Genomic DNA, 14,654 nt, shown 5'->3' on the forward strand with positions numbered 1-14,654 from the left:
CAGTTGTCGAGGACCTGTCGCAAATGAACAACACTCACCCTATCGCACTCGTGACCGGCGCATCGTCGGGCATCGGTCGCGTCACCGCAGAACAGTTGGCCTTGGCTGGATACAAAGTCTACGGCACCAGCCGAACTCGAACCGCAACGGCACCCCCGTCGTTCGAGACGCTCATTCTTGATGTCAACAGCGACGATTCGGTAAATGCCGCAGTCGCCGAACTCATTCGTCGCGAGGGCCGAATCGATCTGCTCGTCAACAACGCTGGCTTTGGCATTGCACCGGCAGGTGCCGAGGAAAGTTCCATGGCTCAAGCTCGCGCCATCTTCGATACGAATTTCTTTGGCCTCATTCGGATGACCCAAGCGGTCCTCCCGCAAATGCGGCAACAACGCGCAGGCCGAATTATCAACATTGGCTCGGTCCTCGGCTTTCTGCCGATGCCGTACGCCGCTCTATACGCAGCAACGAAGCATGCGGTTGCGGGCTACTCGGAATCGCTCGACCATGAAGTGCGATCGCACGGCGTTCGCGTCATCGTCATTGAACCGGCCTACACGAAGACACAGTTTGACGCCAACATGATCCCACCTGACCGACCGATCGGCGCGTACGCCGACATTCGCGCGAGCTTGGCGAAAACGATTCAGCAGATCATGGTCAACGCCGATGCACCCGACGTGGTGGCCAAGGCCGTGCTGAAATCCGCCGCGGCAAAGCAGCCAGATCTCCGCTATACCGCAGGCACACTGGCCGGCCGGCTCCGGCTGCTGCGGCGCTTCGCGCCGGCAAAGATCTTGGACCGGGGAATCCGGAAAGACTTGGGACTCGACGTCGGGGTGTCGTCATGAAGGCTTACGTTTTGGACCGATACGGACGCAAGGGCCATGGCGCGATCCGCGACATGCCGGAACCAACACTTGGCGAGCAAGATGTTCTTGTCGAAATTCATGCCGCCGGGGTCAACCCTCTGGACGCCAAGATTGCGCACGGCGAGTTCAAGCTCGTCCTCCCTTATCGTCTCCCACTGATCCTGGGCAACGAAATGGCCGGGATCGTGCGCCGTGTGGGTGCACGCGTCACCCGATTCAAGCCAGGTGATGCCGTGTACGCGCGACCCGACAAAAATCGAATTGGTACCTTCGCAAACTACATTGCGGTGAACGAGGCGGACGTCGCCACCAAGCCGGAGTCGCTGTCGATGGAACAGGCCGCGTCGCTGCCACTGGTCGCCTTGACCGCATGGCAAGTTCTGGTTGAGCGCGCCAATCTGCAAAAGGGTCAAAGAGTGTTCATCCAGGCCGGGTCGGGTGGCGTTGGGACGCTTGCGATCCAGCTGGCCAAACACCTTGGTGCATTTGTCGCGACCACCACCAGCAACGCCAACATCGGTCTCGTGAAGAGCCTCGGTGCCGATGTGGTCATCGACTATGGCAAGGAAGACGTCGCGACCGTGCTCCGCGACTACGACGTCGTGCTGCACAGCCTGGGTGCGGATCAGCTGGAGCAATCTCTGCGAATTCTGAAGCCGGGTGGCAAGCTCATATCGATCTCGGGCCCACCTGATGCCGACTTTGCCAGGGCGCTGGGGATGTCGTGGCCAATGGTGTCCGTCATGAAGCTATTGAGCTACCGCATCAGACGAAAAGCGAAACGGCTTGGGGTTCACTACTCGTTTGTGTTCATGCGCGCCCAAGGCGATCAGTTAGGGCAAATCGCAGCGTTGGTTGACTCGGGCGCGATTCGGCCCGTGCTCGACCGGGTCTTTCCCTTCGAATCGACTGCTGATGCTTTGGCTTACGTGGAAACGGGCAGGGCGAAAGGCAAGGTCGTCGTTAGCATGAAGCCGAGCAGCGCAGACCCGGGAGCTTCCTCATGAGCATGATCCACGAATTGCTGGGGGACGACGGCGTGAACCTAACGGGTGTGCAACAACTGCGCGCCTTGATGGCTGCGGGCCGACAGCCAGGGATCGGCGAGTCGTTGCAGTTCACTCTCGTCGCAGTTGACACTGGATTCGCTGCATTCGAGGGCGTGCCAGGGCAGCACGCTTACAATCCCATCGGCATGGTTCATGGCGGTTACGCCGCCACGCTGTTGGATTCCGCCTGTGGCTGCGCGGTGCACGCAAGTCTGGCGGCGGGGCAGTCCTACTCGACACTCGAGATCAAGGTTGCCTATCACCATGCACTGACCGATCAGACCGGCAAGGTTCGTGCCGAAGGCCGAGTCGTTTCAATGGGTCGACGCGTTGCTTACGCGGAAGCGCGCTTGCTCGATGCAGGTGGCAAATTGTTCGCTTCCGCCTCGTCAACGCTACTCATCAGGGATCGGCGACCGTGAGACCATGCGCAATCGCCCGCGTCGCGCGATCATCAGCCGCGAACTTACTGCGCGTTTAAGACGGCGGCTGCCAGCTCGCCATGACGGCGAGGTCTGCAATGGTATCGACATCGCCTGGTGGCCATGGCGCGGGCCAATCGATGACCGCATCGTCTGGCGCAGTGCGCAGCAACTCTCTGGCGCCGCGGTCGCCGGACAGCGTCAACAAGTCGGCAAAGCGTCCGCGTGAAAACACCGCAGGCGCACCGCGACGGCCGGCGATTGTGCTGGCGACCATTCGATTCGGATACTGCAGAGCGAGATCGAATAGGGCCGAGAGCCAACGCGCATCGACGGCATACTGATCGACGGGCAGTACGCACAGGAACTGAATGCGGTGGTCGCTGATGGCGGTCGTGGCAGCGACTCGTAGTGACGCGGACATGCCTTCGTCCGCATTGGAAACGGACAGACGACGCGCGCCGAATGCCGATGGCAGAGACGCGCTCAGAAGTGACTGCGCGTCTGACTCGGTGAACCACGCCGCGGCACCTGCGCCGCTTGCTGCTTCGACAGCACGCGCGAGCAACTTTTGACCAGCAAAGGACACCAGTGCTTTCGGCTGACCCAGGCGCAGTGATGCCCCCGCTGCGAGAATGACGACGGCCCGGTCAGTCATTCTGGTTCGTTGAACGCAAACTGGCGCCAGTGCTGCCAGAGTTCGGCAAGCATCGAAATCGCAAGCTCATTTGGATCGCGCGTGCGGGATAACAGCCCAAACGGGCCGCGCAGTCTGGCAAGCGAGGTCGGATCAACGCCGGCTGCACGCAGAAGGTCCAATCGTTGCGTCTGCGCGCGGACACTGCCCATGGCGCCGACGACAAATGCTGGGCTTGCCAGGGCCGCACGTAGGAAGGGCACCTCTTGCTCATGCTCATGAAACAGTGTCAGTGCCGCTGTCCAAGCATCAATCGGAAGCACCGGCCATTGCGATTCGACGGGTTCTTGAGCGTCGATACCGGCTGCCGCGAGTGCTTGACGCAAGCCCTGGTCGCGGGTCAGCGCGAGGACGTCGATATTCGCTTGAGCCGCCAACAGCGCCATGGCGCGAAGGTTTTCACTCGCGCCGGCGATCAGCAAGCGCATGCTCGGCGGGACGACGACGTCGGCGTCTTCTGGATTGCTGAGCGTTGCTGGGGTTGTTGCGGATTCCCAGCGAAGCGACACGAGCGTGCGGGCAGTGAGTGCAGCGGCGATCTGGTCTATCGTGTGAATCGGCAACGCGCCATCGAACTGCAGATCGAGCCCGCTGCCGCACGGCAGCACCACATCGACATAAGGCGAATCCGCACCAAATCGGATGCGCCGGCTCAAACCATCGGCCCGCGCCGCATGGGCCTCGGCGATCACCGCGGCATCCAGGCAGCCGCCAGAGAGCGACCCAGCGACTTCGCCATGTTCGGTCACCGCGAGTTGCGCACCGCGTCGGCGCGGCGCACCTCCCGCGATGCCCAGCACCGTCACTAGTGCGCAGCGCTCACCACGCTGATGCGCGGCCGTCAACAGATGCAAGGGCGTGGGTGCTGGCGACCGCCAGGTGTCGGGCCACGCCACCATGCTGGTTTCAGGCCTGTCGATAGGGCAGGTGCCGCAGACGTTTGCCTGTGGCTTGGAAGATGGCATTCGCGACGGCTGGTCCGATTGGCGGTACCGCACATTCGCCAATTCCCGTGGGTTTCTCGGCCGAGGGCAGCATATGCACGACCACCTCGGGCATGTCCACGAGCCGCAGCGGTCGATAGCCATCGTAATTCTGCTGAACGGCACCACCATCGGCGATCTGCAACTGTTCGCCGAGGACCGCGCCGAGCCCGAAGCCCGTGCCGCCTGCAATCTGCGCGCGCACGATGTCCGGGTTGATCACCAGGCCACAATCGCTTGCGACCACACAGCGCTCGACCTTGATGCTGCCGTCTGCTTGCTTCGACACTTCGGCGACCGTCGCGACAAAACTGCCAAAACTCTGGTGCACCGCGACGCCGCGGTAACGGCCTGCTGCCACGGGATTGGACCAGCCGGCCTCGGCAGCAGCCTTTTCCAGCACGGCGCGCTGACGCGCTCCGGCCGGCAACAGTTTGAGGCGCAGCGCAACCGGGTCCTGGCCAGTAGCCGATGCAATCTCGTCGATCATCGTTTCCATCACGTAGGCCGTATGCGTGTGGCCGACACTGCGCCACCACAACACTGGCACCTTGGACTCCAGGCGGCTGACTTCGAGACTCAAGTCGGGCAGCGCATAGGGCGTGTCGTCGATGCCTTCGATCGACGACGGATCAATGCCATCCTTCATCATGCCTTCGAACGGGCCGCCCGCAAAAATCGACTGACCGGCAACATGGTGCTGCCAGCCGCTGATCTGGCCGTCAGCATCGATGCCGACACGCACGCGATGGACATGAATCGGCCGATAGCGGCCACCCGCCATGTCGGCTTCGCGGGACCACTGCAGCAATACCGGTGCGCGGAATTGAATCGCCTTGGCGATCTCGACCACTTCAACAAACACGTCGCAATCTGGGACGGCGCGGCGACCGAAGCCGCCGCCCGTTTGCTTGACATGAAGTGCCACCGCTTCCGGCGGAACTCCCGCAATGGCCGCACAGGCGCCTTGCACGGCGTCCGGCATTTGCAGACCACCATACAGATGCAGCGTATCGCCGTCGCGATGGGCGATTGCGTTCAGCGGCTCCAGCGCCGCGTGCGCAAGGTATGGAAAGCGGTAATCCGCTTCGATGACCTGCTTTGCCTTGCCGAGGGCCGCCGCAGCATCACCGCGATTCAACGCGGATTTGCCGGGACCAGCAGCGGCCTTCTCAAGCTCGGCATACAGCGCGTCGGTGGAGCGGGTTTCGGCAGCACTGAAGTCCCATTCCACCTTAAGTGCTTTGCGGCCCTGCAATGCGGCCCAGGTATTCGTGGCGACGACGGCCACACCGCGGCTGACGGTCACGACATCGGTGACGCCAGGCACTGCGCGTGCCGCCTGATCATCGACCGACTTGACCGTGCCGCCAAAGCGCGGACTGTGCAGCATGGTGGCAAAGACCATGCCGGGGAGGCGGGTATCAATCGTGAATTCAAGCTTGCCGGTAGATTTCGGCACGCTGTCGATGCGTGCGGTGGAGTCCTTGCCAATCAAAGTCCAGGCTGCCGCGGGCTTCAATGCGACATCGGCAGGGACGGGCAGTGCCGCCGCAGCGGCCGCCAATGTTCCGTAGTCAGCCGATTGCTTGCTGGCAGCGTGTGTGATCTTGCCGTCAGCGGCCTCCAATTCTGCCGCCGAAACGCCAAACTGTTTGGCGGCAGCGGCTTTGAGCATTTCGCGCGCAATCGCGCCGGCCTGCCGGTAGCGATCCCACGACGTCATCATGCTGCTCGAACCGCCGGTGAGCTGGAACGCGCCACCCATCATCGCATTGCCATACCACTTCGGATTCCCCGCGCGGCCTTCGACGCGCACGCGTGTCAGTGGGACGTCGAGTTCCTCAGCAACGAGCGTGGCCAGGCCGTGATAGGCATTCTGACCCATATCGAACTGGCTGGAATACACGGTGACGGTGCCATCTGCCGCAATACCGACGTAAGCGGCGAACGGTGACGGGCCCGCATTCGTGGTGGCATCCGTCGCAGGTGGGGTCGCAGCAGAATCGCTCGGCGCATCGCTGCTGCAGCCGACGACCATGACGGTGCCGACCATCCCCGCCGCAAAGAGAAATTGGCGGCGGTTCAATTGTGGCTGACGACGCGCCAGCACGTTTGGCAAAATCCGGGGATGCAACATCGGAATCTCCTCAGGCCAGAGTCGCCGCAGCTTGCTTGATCGCAGCGCGGATGCGTTGATAGGTGGCGCAGCGGCACAGATTGCCGTTCATCGCCGCGTCAATGTCGTCATCAGAAGGGGCCTTGTTGCGCTCGAGCAGCGCAATGGCCGACATCACCTGTCCGCTCTGGCAATAACCACACTGGGCCACGGCCTGTTCGATCCAGGCCGTTTGCACGGCCTTCGCGACGTCGGAATCAGCGCCCTCGATCGTGGTGATCGATTGCCCAACGAGCGCACTGGCCGGAATGAGGCAGCTCCGGGTCGGTTGGCCCGCGACCCACACGGTGCAGGCGCCACATTGCGCCATGCCGCAACCGTACTTTGTGCCGGTCAGTCCCGCGATGTCACGAAGCACCCAGAGTAGCGGCATATCCGCCGGTGCATCGACCGGCACCGTCTTGCCATTGATCGTCAGTTCGAACGCCATGCCCTTTGCTCCCAAAGAAACCGGAGATGATTCAGTGCGCCGTGCGCAGCAGACACGGCGACCAGAAGGTTCAGCGGCCATCGCCGCTGCTCGTTGCAACTCTAGCAGGCACGCCCCGGCGATCGCATCAACATGGCGGTCGATCCAGCACTGAACGCGCGCTAGAGCAGCCAGTGGCGCCGGGAGCGTCGGATTGCTGTGATGAGGTCTTCACGTTGATCTCCCTGAACACCGCGCTCGCGATTGGTTCCTGCAGATGCCCGTCGGGATGGCTGTCCAGTCGGCAATCAGGCATGCTCACGGAATGACCACATGGAACCTGCCGACATTTGCGTCGCCCTTCGCTGATTTGCCGATCGATCCGGTTGCTGGCAACTGGACACGTGAAGTCCTGGGCGCGATTGCCTCGAACGTGTTGCCGACGCCGGTATCCGCGCCGCATTTGCTCGCCTGGTCGAAACCGGTGGCCAACACGCTCGGCTTTTCCGACGCGTTAGTGCAATCCGATGTCTTCCTGCAACCTTTTTCCGGGAATCAACTCTGGCCGGGCATGATGCCGCTGGCGAGCAACTACGGCGGTCATCAGTTCGGACACTGGGCCGGTCAGCTCGGCGATGGTCGGGCGATCTCGCTCGGGGTGATCACGGCGGGCGATGGTAGTCGGCAAGAGCTGCAACTGAAGGGCGCTGGTCCCACGCCCTATTCGCGCGGGTCCGATGGTCGCGCCGTGCTGCGCTCGTCCTTGCGCGAGTATCTGTGCAGCGAAGCAATGCATCATCTCGGCGTTCCGACAACACGAGCCTTGAGTCTGATTCGCACTGGGGACGCGGTGGTTCGCGACATGTTATACGACGGGCACCCAGCGCCTGAGCCTGGCGCCATTGTCTGCCGCGTGGCGCCGAGCTTCATCCGGTTCGGTCATTTCGAACTGCCGGCTCGTCGCGGCGATACGGCGTTGCTGGAAGCGTTGTTGCGCCTGACGCTGCGACAGCATTTTCCGCAGTGGCAGGACCAGCCTTGGGAGAGTTGTCTACCGATCTGGTTTGCTGAAGTCGCTGAGCGCACGGCGGTCTTGATCGCACACTGGATGCGCGTCGGCTTTGTGCATGGGGTGATGAACACCGACAACCTGTCCATCCTCGGACTCACGATCGACTACGGTCCGTATGGATGGCTTGAAGAGGTGGACCCAGCGTGGACGCCGAACACCACGGACGCGTTTGGCAAACGCTACTGCTATGGCCGGCAGCCAGAGATTGCGCATTGGAATCTGTACTGCCTAGCACAGGCGTTGGCCCCATTGCTGGATGACCCTGAGGCCTTGCAGTTTGGTCTAAAGCGTTATGCCGAGGTGTTTACCGAGACGCACCGGAAATTCACGCTCGGCAAACTTGGGTTGCCCATGCAGGCCGACCTGGATGCCTGGCTGGCCGAGCTCTTTCGTTTGCTGGCGGCCGACCGGGTTGACTTCACGCGCTTCTTCCGGAGTCTGATGACCTTGAATCCGGCTCGTGCGGCGACCGAGCCTGCCTATTGGCGGGAACATCTGGACGCACATCGCTACCAGCCGGACCAAAGCACCATCCAACACGAGGCTTGGCAGGCATGGTTGCAGCAATACCTTGTCCTGCAGGATTCGGTAGACCCGCTTGCCGCCCGAGCGTCGATACAGCAGCACAACCCCAAGTTCGTATTTCGGAATTACCTGGCGCAGCAGGCGATCGATGCCGCCACCGCAGGCGATATGGAACCACTAGGGCGCCTGCAGCACGTACTGCAGAATCCTTATGCGGAACAGCCAGATGCGGAGGATCTGACGGCCCTTCGACCAGACTGGGCGTCGCGCAAACCCGGCTGTTCCATGCTGTCTTGTAGCTCGTAGCCATCCGCGGCCCAATTTCCCTGCGACGTGCGGTTCCGTAGGGGCAGACCCCTGCGTCTGCCCGGTTTCGGTATCGCCGTTGGCTTGTTTCACGCCACAATCGGCCGCGCCGTTGCTTTATTCGTGCAATCGCGCGCAGCGATGTTGGTTCAAGGCGAGATCAGGACAGACACCGGGGTCTGCCCCGGCGGATTGCGTTTGGGCGGGCGTTTTCCCTATTGGGGCTTCCGGACAAGGCAAGCGCGAACTCGGTTGGCGTCGCGCGGATCTGGCCACCGCGGCCAAATCTTCAACTTTCGCGGCGGCAGGGTTTGGCGCTTGAATTCATCCATCTGAACCGCCAAGGTGCGGGTTCGGGCAGGGTGCTTCAAAAGCGCTATGCTGCACCCTGCGGCTTGGGGTGGCGCTGGTGTGGTCGGGACCGATCAGCCAGGGATTTCGAGTCACTAGGCCGGCAGGCAGGCAAGAATCGCGAGTGCAGGGAGATCATGAGCTGGAAGCGTTGGTGTGCAGGGATCCTGATCTGCCTGGCAGAATTCGCTTTGGCGCGCGATTTTGTGCCGCCAAGACCTGCTGCCGAAACCATTCCATTGCCGTTCGGCGAGCAAGTCATGAGTCTTGCCATTGGCCATGGCAACGATGTTTATGTCGGCACGGGCACCGGCCTGCACCGATTTGACGGATCGCGCTGGCAAAGCCTCGGATTGGCCGATGCAGCGCCGATTCGAAGCTTGTTGATCGATCAGCACGGCCGGGTCTGGGTCGGGGGCTATGATCATTTCGGCTACCTCGAGCGGTTGCCGAATGGCCAGGACCGGTTCGTTGACCTGAGTTCTGACTTCGCCGATGCGATTGCCAAAGAGCGAGTTGCCGATATCTGGGAGATCGTCGAGTCCAACGACGCCATTTATCTCCGTGCGCTGAAGCATCTATTCAAATTGGATCACCAGGGACATCGCCTGGGGACCTGGTTTCATCCCGGCCGGTTCGGCATGCCGTTTCTGATCGGCGACCAACTGTGGTTGCAGTTCCGTGGTGATGGTGGCGGCTTTCGACCTCTGGAGGGCGACACGTTCGGTCCCGTAATGGCAGGTAGCGAACGCTATGCCACGACGCTGGTGCAGGCCATTGGCGAATTTGCAGCAGACCGATACTTCGTGTTCGAAGTGAACGGCCAGATGAGCTGGTTGAATCCGGTGCTGGGACAGTCCGAGAATCTGCCGATGCAGCCCGCATTCCGGAGTCTGGTCTCAGGCAGGCAATTGGATGCCAGCCACATGGCGTTTTCGGGTGACGACGGCGTATTGCGCGTGTTGAATGTCGACACCGGTGAACTCAACGAACTAGAGCTCGGCAGCGGCTATCTGCCCGATCTGCAAATTCAGGATGGACAGCGGATTGTCGTCGTCGACGACAGTTTCGTCTATCGGCTGACCTGGCCGGTGCAGTGGCGTATCGTTGATGCGCGCCATGGCTTGATCTCCGGCCAGACCAGCGCGGTCTTGATCAACGATCGACTGTACATCACCGGCTCGTCCGGGGCGCAGTCGGCGCGGTATGGCGAGCACGGCGTCGAATCGGATTTCGTCGATGAAGACTGGACAGCCGGCGAGGGTTGGGCGTTGATCCAGGACGGCCAGGACCTGTTGTTCGCCGAAACCTTTGCGGTGATGCGAATTCGCGACGGCGTGGTCACGCCACTGACACCCAATGATTTGTATCCCCGCAGCTTTGTGCCGACCGAGGATGGAACAGGCTATTGGATCGGTAGCGAGCATGGGGTGGCCAGACTCAACCGGGGCGGGCCGCTCGGTTGGCAGATGCATGGCTTCACGAACAGCCCGGGTGTGCTGCTCCGGCGCGTGTCGGAATGCGGGTCGAAGCTCTTCGCAAGCAACGGCCGCCTGGGTTTGTATGAAGTGGAACTGGACGAAGGCCGGCCGGTTCGACTGATTGAGGTTCCGCCTGACCAGGGCGTGCCGGCCAAGCAACCGGCGCTGTTGTTCAAGTTTCAAGGTCAGTGCTATGTGTCGACCGTCGGAAAGCTGGCGCGGTTTGATGGGCAGCGGTTTGTACCGGACGACACGCTCGGTCTCCAGAACCTGATCGACCGCAACGAGCGCATCGACGTCAGCGCTGCTGCCGACGGCACTTGGTGGAGCCTGGGCGACGAACAGATTCTGTTCAAAAAGCCGGGTGGCGAATGGGAAGTGCTGCTCCGGCGCAGCAAGGGTGTGATTGACTATCGCGCGGCTACGTTGTTGCCGGATGGTCGCCTGTTGGTCGTACGGGGACCAGAGCTGTGGCAAATGATGGGGCCGCCGCGCGCGATGCTGGCAACAGAGCCGCAATCCTTGCGCGTGACTGGGTTTCAGCAAGCCGGCAAAAAGCGCTCGCATGACTTGCCGCTGGATGGCACCGCAACCGTCCGGTACGGGCCGGATACCTTGCAAGTCGATTTTAGCGATGGCTTGCTGTTTGTGACGGAACCGGCCGAGTTCTCGTTTCGCCTCAGTGGCGCCAACGCCACTTGGTCGCCCTATTCGCAATTGTCAGCGGCGAATCTGAGCGGCTTGCAGCCTGGACACTATCAACTCGATCTGCGGGCACGGCGCGGCGAGCGCGAAACCGAGCGGGTGAACGCGCTGGCGTTCGAGGTCGCGCCGCGCTGGTATCAAAGCAACGGCTCGCGCATGGTCGGCCTGATCGCCGGCATTGCGCTGCTTTGGTTGCTGATTGCGCTTTGGTATCGCGGACATGTGCGCCGGTTGACCGAATCCAATGCGGCCCTCGATCGGCTGGTTAACGAACGCACGGCCATGTGGCAGCAGGCCAATCAAGAACTCAAGATGCAGGCAGATCGCGACGGACTGACTGGTGTTGCGAATCGGCGCGTGTTCGATCGCGAACTCGACGAGCGCCTCTTGTTGGCGAGGCGCGATGGCGCGCCGTTTGCGCTGTTGATGATCGATGTCGATCACTTCAAGAAGTTCAACGACGAATACGGCCATTTGCGGGGTGACGAAGTACTCCGGCAAGTCGCCGATCTGATGCGGCAGGCACTCGCCGGACAGGGCCTGTTAGCGCGCTATGGCGGCGAGGAGTTTGCTGTGCTGTTGTTCGACGAGTGCGCGCAGGCGCGAGCCACCGGCGAGCATCTGCGGGAGACCGTGCAGCATGGCGCTTACGGCATTACCGTGAGTATTGGCCTTGCCTGTTTTGATCCGGCGCGCCACGTGCGTCCGGATCAGCTGATTGACGCGGCTGACCACGCGCTTTACCAAGCCAAAAGCCAGGGGCGTAATTGTCTGGTGGTGGCCGGCTTGCTCGATCCGCCCTGAGGGCACGACAGCGCCCGTCATGACCTCGAAACGACCAAGCCCGCCGGGTGGGCGGGCTTGGTCGTTTCAATCGGCCAGGCCGAATGATTGGTGCACCCAAACGACGATTCAGTCGCCGATCGCTTCGGTCACGAATGCGGGCGTCGCCAACGCGGCCTTGTGGGTGTCGACGTTGTAATACTTGGTTGGAAACTGCTTGGTGGCGGCGCCGCGCTCGCGGAATGTGGACAAGTCCAGATGCTTGCGCGCCATCGTGCAACTCCACCAGCCCGTCGGATAGCAGGGCTGCGGGAACGGCAGCGTCTTCAAGTGGGCAAAGCCAGCATTCTTCATCGCGTTGCGCATGGCCTTGATCAGATCCAGATGCACGAGTGGCGATTCGCTCTGCTGAACCAGAATGCCGCCCGGTCGCAATGCTCTGAGGCAGCTTTGGTAGAACGCTTCGTTGAACAGGCCTTCGGCCGGTCCGACCGGGTCGGTCGAATCGACGATGACGATATCGATGGAATCGGCTTCGAGATTGCGCATATACGCAACGCCGTCATCAAACAGCAAATGGGCACGCGGATCGCCGTTCGATTCGCACAGCTCCGGAAAATACACCTCGGCGAGCCGCGTGACGCGCTCGTCGATATCGCACTGCACGGCGCTCTCCACTTCGCGATGTTTGAGTACCTCGCGCAGCGTGCCACAGTCGCCACCACCAATGATGACGACGCGCTTCGGGCTCGTGTGCGTGAAGAGCACCGGGTGACTCATCATCTCGTGATAGAGAAAGTTGTCACGGGTCGTCAGCATCACGCAGCCGTCGATCACCATCAACTTGCCCCAGTCGGTGGTGTCATAGATCTCGATGTGTTGGAACGGTGTCTGCTCTTCGTGCAGCTTACCCTTGATCCGGAACGAGATTGCCGAACCCGACAATTCATGCGGTTCGGAAAACCAGGTTGCATCCAAGCTCATTGCTAACTCCCATCGTGTCAGCGGCTATTGTAGCGTCTGCGTGGGGCGTTTCGGCAGGGCCTGAATCAGGGGGTGGTTGCTCGCGCTGTCAGCCGGGATTCAGGCGCCAGCCCAATCAGGCAGTGCCGCTGCGGTTCCTGGCAAGTCATTGATTCCGCGCGGCGTGTCAACAGAGTTTGCGTGAATTGTCGATCTTCACATTTGCGAAGACGGCATGGCCGTCGGGTTCCAGCAATTCTTCAGCAAGTCGAGTTTCGGCTCGTAGACCGAGCTTTGCACGCGACCCAGACTGAGCGCCGTGTGGAAGAACCAGTCGTGGTTCAGTTTGCTACCCGGCGCCGTCGCAGCGCACTGCCAGTCAAAACCCTGTGCTTGCTGCCAATCCGGGGATAGCCAGATCAGCATGGGGATCCTGGTTTGCTCATCGGGTGCCATGAACTTTGGCGCGCCATGCAGGTAAAAGCCATGCTCGCCGGTCGACTCGCCGTGATCGGAGGCAAAGAACATCGCCGTTTGATACGCAGTTTTGGTCTCGAGCCAGGCAATGGTTCGTGCCAAAACATGATCAGAGTAAAGAATCGAGTTGTCATAAGCGTTCAAGATGGACTCGCGTTCGCAAGTGCTGAGCTCCGGGCTGTCACATTCGGGTGTGAAGCGTGCGAATTCGCGCGGGTAGCGCTCAATGTAGGCAGGTCCATGACTGCCGAGCATATGTAACACCAGTACCGTGTTCTTCGCCGGCATTGGCAGGTCCTGATCAAGGTTTTCGAGCAGGATTTCGTCAAAACAACTGCCGGCAGGGCACCAGGTCGGGTGGGTCGCGCTGGCCAAGTCCGTCTCGGTGGCGCGCGCGGCGATTTTCTTGCTCCCGGTGTTGTTGTCGCGCCAGCGCACGTTGTAGCCCGCATGCATGAAAAGGTCCAAGAGATTTTCCCGCCGCCGTGCCTTGCCGGCATCGTAGTGATCCTGGCCAAGACCGCTGAACATGCAGGGCAACGATGTTGCGGTATTGGTGCCACATGATTCCACGTCCATGTATTTCAATAGCGGCAGGGTCTGCAACTCGGGGTTGGTGTCGCGTGCATAGCCCGCTAGGGAGAAACTGCTGGACCGTGCCGATTCACCAATGACCAGCACGAGCAGGATCGGTTTTTGATCTGCGCCGGGCACGACGCGGGCGTCGCGTCCATAGGGTGCTGGTGGGCCTTCGGGCAGCGCGAACTCATGCTTGAGATAGCCCCGAGTACTGTTCAGCACTGAAAACGGATTCGCAAAGTGGCGGAGTTCGGCGTGGTTGCGAAGAAGGGCCGACAACGACTGTGACTGCGGCCAGGCCACCGCAAGCAAGAGCACGACCGCTGCGGTAGCGTAGCCGATACGCCGCCCGGCTTCCGACAGAAAGGGGCGATAGCGCACTTTCACCCAAATCAGCAACGCGGAAGGCAGCACTCCAAAGCCCAGGAACCAAAGCATCATGCCGCCGTTCAACCACTCGCCAGCCTCCCGCGCATCAGACTCGAACACACTGGCAATGGCGTGACGATCCATCACCGCGCCAAAGCGTTGCATGAAATACGCGGCTGCCGTGGCAATCAGGATCAAGCAGACGAACGCAGGCTTCAGCACGCGCGGCCAAGCCACTACCGATAGCAGCAGCATATGAATCACAAACACCGCAGCGAGCATCGTCACGTCGAGCAAACCAACACCACCATCAGGGGTGGCTTGCAGAAGGCGGCCGACAAACACGCCATTCAGCGCCACCAGCAGATAGAGGCTCGTCAGAACAATAATGGTCTGACTGCTGAGTTCGGGGCGTTTCAGTTGCATGGCTTG

The 14,654-nt window shown here is 61.3% G+C and carries 11 protein-coding genes; 5 read left to right on the top strand and 6 right to left on the bottom strand.

The window, feature by feature from the left end; genetic code table 11:
- The first annotated feature begins 23 nt into the window (after window positions 1-23).
- Genes C7S18_RS03515 through C7S18_RS03525 form a run of 3 tightly spaced genes read left to right on the top strand, consistent with a single transcriptional unit; the run spans window position 24 to window position 2,343 of the window.
- On the top strand, window positions 24-851 hold the full coding sequence (locus C7S18_RS03515) for an oxidoreductase (RefSeq protein WP_106890241.1): 828 nt from the start codon (window positions 24-26) through the stop codon (window positions 849-851).
- Window positions 848-1,879, top strand: a complete 1,032-nt coding sequence (locus C7S18_RS03520; protein ID WP_106890242.1) for an NADP-dependent oxidoreductase — start codon at window positions 848-850, stop codon at window positions 1,877-1,879. The genes C7S18_RS03515 and C7S18_RS03520 overlap by 4 nt, the downstream gene beginning before the upstream one ends.
- Window positions 1,876-2,343 (top strand): PaaI family thioesterase, encoded by a 468-nt coding sequence (locus C7S18_RS03525; protein ID WP_106890243.1) that lies wholly within the window; start codon window positions 1,876-1,878, stop codon window positions 2,341-2,343. Before C7S18_RS03520 ends, C7S18_RS03525 begins: the two co-directional genes overlap by 4 nt.
- A gap of 55 nt (window positions 2,344-2,398) precedes the next feature.
- On the opposite strand, the gene C7S18_RS03530 is transcribed toward C7S18_RS03525, so the two are convergent.
- From C7S18_RS03530 to C7S18_RS03545, 4 genes are read right to left on the bottom strand one after another with little or no spacing between them, the layout of a single operon-like run.
- A complete protein-coding gene (locus C7S18_RS03530) occupies window positions 2,399-3,001 on the bottom strand; it encodes a nucleotidyltransferase family protein (RefSeq protein ID WP_106890244.1) in 603 nt (200 codons plus the stop codon).
- A complete protein-coding gene (locus C7S18_RS03535; RefSeq protein ID WP_170113083.1) occupies window positions 2,998-3,939 on the bottom strand; it encodes an XdhC family protein in 942 nt (313 codons plus the stop codon). The genes C7S18_RS03530 and C7S18_RS03535 overlap by 4 nt, the downstream gene beginning before the upstream one ends.
- 7 nt (window positions 3,940-3,946) lie before the next feature.
- Window positions 3,947-6,163: a xanthine dehydrogenase family protein molybdopterin-binding subunit gene (locus C7S18_RS03540; RefSeq protein WP_206207970.1), complete on the bottom strand. Its 2,217-nt coding sequence runs from the start codon at window positions 6,161-6,163 to the stop codon at window positions 3,947-3,949.
- A gap of 10 nt (window positions 6,164-6,173) precedes the next feature.
- Complete coding sequence (locus tag C7S18_RS03545; protein WP_106890246.1) at window positions 6,174-6,632, bottom strand: (2Fe-2S)-binding protein; 459 nt, start codon at window positions 6,630-6,632, stop codon at window positions 6,174-6,176.
- A 304-nt stretch (window positions 6,633-6,936) separates the two neighbouring features.
- Between C7S18_RS03545 and C7S18_RS03550 the strand changes: the two genes are divergently transcribed.
- Together C7S18_RS03550 and C7S18_RS03555 are read left to right on the top strand one after the other, a co-directional pair.
- Window positions 6,937-8,514 carry a protein adenylyltransferase SelO gene (locus C7S18_RS03550; RefSeq protein WP_106890247.1) on the top strand — a complete coding sequence of 526 codons (1,578 nt, stop codon included), beginning with the start codon at window positions 6,937-6,939 and terminating at the stop codon, window positions 8,512-8,514.
- Window positions 8,515-9,002: 488 nt separating this feature from the next.
- Window positions 9,003-11,855: a sensor domain-containing diguanylate cyclase gene (locus C7S18_RS03555; protein WP_106890248.1), complete on the top strand. Its 2,853-nt coding sequence runs from the start codon at window positions 9,003-9,005 to the stop codon at window positions 11,853-11,855.
- A 108-nt stretch (window positions 11,856-11,963) separates the two neighbouring features.
- On the opposite strand, the gene speE is transcribed toward C7S18_RS03555, so the two are convergent.
- Both speE and C7S18_RS03565 read right to left on the bottom strand, forming a co-directional pair.
- Window positions 11,964-12,818 (bottom strand): polyamine aminopropyltransferase, encoded by an 855-nt coding sequence (gene speE / locus C7S18_RS03560; RefSeq protein WP_106890249.1) that lies wholly within the window; start codon window positions 12,816-12,818, stop codon window positions 11,964-11,966.
- A gap of 195 nt (window positions 12,819-13,013) precedes the next feature.
- Window positions 13,014-14,648, bottom strand: coding sequence for a phosphoethanolamine transferase (locus tag C7S18_RS03565; RefSeq protein ID WP_146151736.1), 1,635 nt, complete (start codon window positions 14,646-14,648; stop codon window positions 13,014-13,016).
- Window positions 14,649-14,654: the final 6 nt, after the last annotated feature.

The sequence above is a fragment of the Ahniella affigens genome (genome assembly GCF_003015185.1).
GTDB classification, from domain to species: Bacteria; Pseudomonadota; Gammaproteobacteria; order Xanthomonadales; family Ahniellaceae; genus Ahniella; species Ahniella affigens.

Bases quoted from the DNA above. Each gene is read 5' to 3' on its own strand.
- speE (WP_106890249.1), bottom strand. From the start codon at position 12,818: ATGAGCTTGGATGCAACCTGGTTTTCCGAACCGCATGAATTGTCGGGT.
- C7S18_RS03535 (WP_170113083.1), bottom strand. From the start codon at position 3,939: ATGGTGGCGTGGCCCGACACCTGGCGGTCGCCAGCACCCACGCCCTTG.
- C7S18_RS03515 (WP_106890241.1), top strand. From the start codon at position 24: ATGAACAACACTCACCCTATCGCACTCGTGACCGGCGCATCGTCGGGC.
- C7S18_RS03555 (WP_106890248.1), top strand. From the start codon at position 9,003: ATGAGCTGGAAGCGTTGGTGTGCAGGGATCCTGATCTGCCTGGCAGAA.
- C7S18_RS03540 (WP_206207970.1), bottom strand. From the start codon at position 6,163: ATGTTGCATCCCCGGATTTTGCCAAACGTGCTGGCGCGTCGTCAGCCA.
- C7S18_RS03550 (WP_106890247.1), top strand. From the start codon at position 6,937: ATGACCACATGGAACCTGCCGACATTTGCGTCGCCCTTCGCTGATTTG.
- C7S18_RS03545 (WP_106890246.1), bottom strand. From the start codon at position 6,632: ATGGCGTTCGAACTGACGATCAATGGCAAGACGGTGCCGGTCGATGCA.
- C7S18_RS03520 (WP_106890242.1), top strand. From the start codon at position 848: ATGAAGGCTTACGTTTTGGACCGATACGGACGCAAGGGCCATGGCGCG.
- C7S18_RS03525 (WP_106890243.1), top strand. From the start codon at position 1,876: ATGAGCATGATCCACGAATTGCTGGGGGACGACGGCGTGAACCTAACG.
- C7S18_RS03530 (WP_106890244.1), bottom strand. From the start codon at position 3,001: ATGACTGACCGGGCCGTCGTCATTCTCGCAGCGGGGGCATCACTGCGC.
- C7S18_RS03565 (WP_146151736.1), bottom strand. From the start codon at position 14,648: ATGCAACTGAAACGCCCCGAACTCAGCAGTCAGACCATTATTGTTCTG.